Origin of the sequence: Fictibacillus arsenicus (assembly GCF_001999465.1) — a bacterium.
In the GTDB taxonomy this organism is placed as follows: Bacteria; Bacillota; Bacilli; order Bacillales; family Fictibacillaceae; genus Fictibacillus; species Fictibacillus arsenicus.
On sequence record NZ_MQMF01000019.1, the window covers coordinates 1 to 2,273 of the forward strand.

General features: G+C 56.0%; 2 rRNA genes. Both read left to right on the forward strand.

Features of this window, described 5'->3' with window-relative positions:
• Positions 1–1,953, forward strand: a 23S ribosomal RNA gene (locus tag UN64_RS19720); the annotation flags it as partial.
• Positions 1,954–2,144: 191 nt separating this feature from the next.
• Positions 2,145–2,261: ribosomal RNA gene (gene rrf / locus UN64_RS19725) — 5S ribosomal RNA — on the forward strand.
• The last annotated feature ends 12 nt before the right edge of the window (positions 2,262–2,273 follow it).

Here is a 2,273-nt window from a genome sequence, read left to right on the forward strand (position 1 = left end):
AGGAGGTTGGCTTAGAAGCAGCCACCCTTGAAAGAGTGCGTAATAGCTCACTGGTCAAGTGATTCCGCGCCGACAATGTAGCGGGGCTCAAGTACACCGCCGAAACCGTGGCATTCAGTTTTGCTGGATGGGTAGGGGAGCGTCGTTCACGAGGTGAAGCCAGCGGGTAACTTCTGGTGGATTGTGGACGAGTGAGAATGCAGGCATGAGTAGCGAAAGACGGGTGAGAAACCCGTCCGCCGGATGACTAAGGGTTCCAGGGTCAAGCTAATCTGCCCTGGGTAAGTCGGGACCTAAGGCGAGGCCGACAGGCGTAGTCGATGGACAACGGGTTGATATTCCCGTACCAGTGAAGAACCGCCCATGCTGAGCCGGTGATACTAACCGCCCGAACCATCCCGAACCTCGTCTTTGACGGGGTCGGTGATGGGAGCGCGGGACCTGAACCGGGGAGGCAAGCGCATTAACAGGTGTGACGCAGGAAGGTAGCCGGGCCGGGCAATGGAAATGACCTGGTCTAAGGGTGTAGGGCTGCCGGTAGGTAAATCCGCCGGCTGTATGCCTGAGACCTGATGGGCGCCCACATGGTGGGTGATCCGGTGATCCTATGCTGCCTAGAAAAGCATCGGCGCGAGGTTCAAACTGCCCGTACCCTAAACCGACACAGGTGGTCAGGTAGAGAATACTAAGGCGATCGAGAGAATCATGGTTAAGGAACTCGGCAAAATGCCCCCGTAACTTCGGGAGAAGGGGGGCCCCAACCTTGAGCACCACGTGCTGGTGTGAGGGGATCGGGGCCGCAGAGACCAGGGGGAAGCGACTGTTTATCAAAAACACAGGTCCATGCGAAGTCGTAAGACGATGTATATGGACTGACTCCTGCCCGGTGCTGGAAGGTTAAGGGGACCCGTTAGCTTCGGCGAAGCGGAGAACTTAAGCCCCAGTAAACGGCGGTGGTAACTATAACCATCCTAAGGTAGCGAAATTCCTTGTCGGGTAAGTTCCGACCTGCACGAATGGAGTAACGACTTCCCCGCTGTCTCAACCATGAACTCGGCGAAATTGCATTACGAGTAAAGATGCTCGTTACGCGCAGAAGGACGGAAAGACCCCGTGACCTTTACTATAGTTTGGTATTGGTATTCGGTGTGACTTGTGTAGGATAGGTGGGAGACTGTGAAGCGGACACGCCAGTGTTCGTGGAGTCGCCGTTGAAATACCACTCTGGTCACTCTGGATATCTAACTTCGGCCCGTGATCCGGGTCAGGGACAGTGCCTGATGGGTAGTTTAACTGGGGCGGTTGCCTCCTAAAATGTAACGGAGGCGCCCAAAGGTTCCCTCAGCCTGGTTGGCAATCAGGTGTCGAGTGCAAGTGCACAAGGGAGCTTGACTGTGAGAGTGGCAGCTCGAGCAGGGACGAAAGTCGGGACTAGTGATCCGGCGGCTCGTTGTGGAACGGCCGTCGCTCAACGGATAAAAGGTACCTCGGGGATAACAGGCTGATCTTGCCCAAGAGTCCATATCGACGGCATGGTTTGGCACCTCGATGTCGGCTCGTCGCATCCTGGGGCTGGAGTAGGTCCCAAGGGTTGGGCTGTTCGCCCATTAAAGCGGTACGCGAGCTGGGTTCAGAACGTCGTGAGACAGTTCGGTCCCTATCCTCTGCGCGCGTTGGAAATTTGAGAAGGTCTGTCCTTAGTACGAGAGGACCGGGACGGACGAACCTCTGGTATGTCAGTTGTACCGCCAGGTGCATGGCTGATTAGCTACGTTCGGGATGGATAACCGCTGAAAGCATCTAAGCGGGAAGCCGGCTTCGAGATGAGATTTCCTTGCCCCTTTGAGGGTGTGAGGCCCCCAGCTAGAACACTGGGTTGATAGGCTGGATGTGGAAGCGAGGACTGAAGACTCGTGAAGCTGACCAGTACTAATAGGCCGATGACTTACACACACTCTTATCCCATTGCTTGCTTCAAGGTGATGGGTTGGTGTTCGCGTCCACTGTGCGGTTGTCTGATTGCAACCGGCTGTCCACGTGTTAGTGGGTGGTTGAGGTGTTTCAGTTGAATAGTGTCACTGTTGTGTGACCCGTAGATTTCCCTGCTGTTGCCCGTGTTGAGGGTGGTGGTGTGGGGTTAGGGTTACGGCGGTCATAGCGTGGGGGAAACGCCCGGTTCCATTCCGAACCCGGAAGCTAAGGCCCACAGCGCCGATGGTACTGCAACCGGGAGGTTGTGGGAGAGTAGGTCGCCGCCGGACATTCTTTGAGGG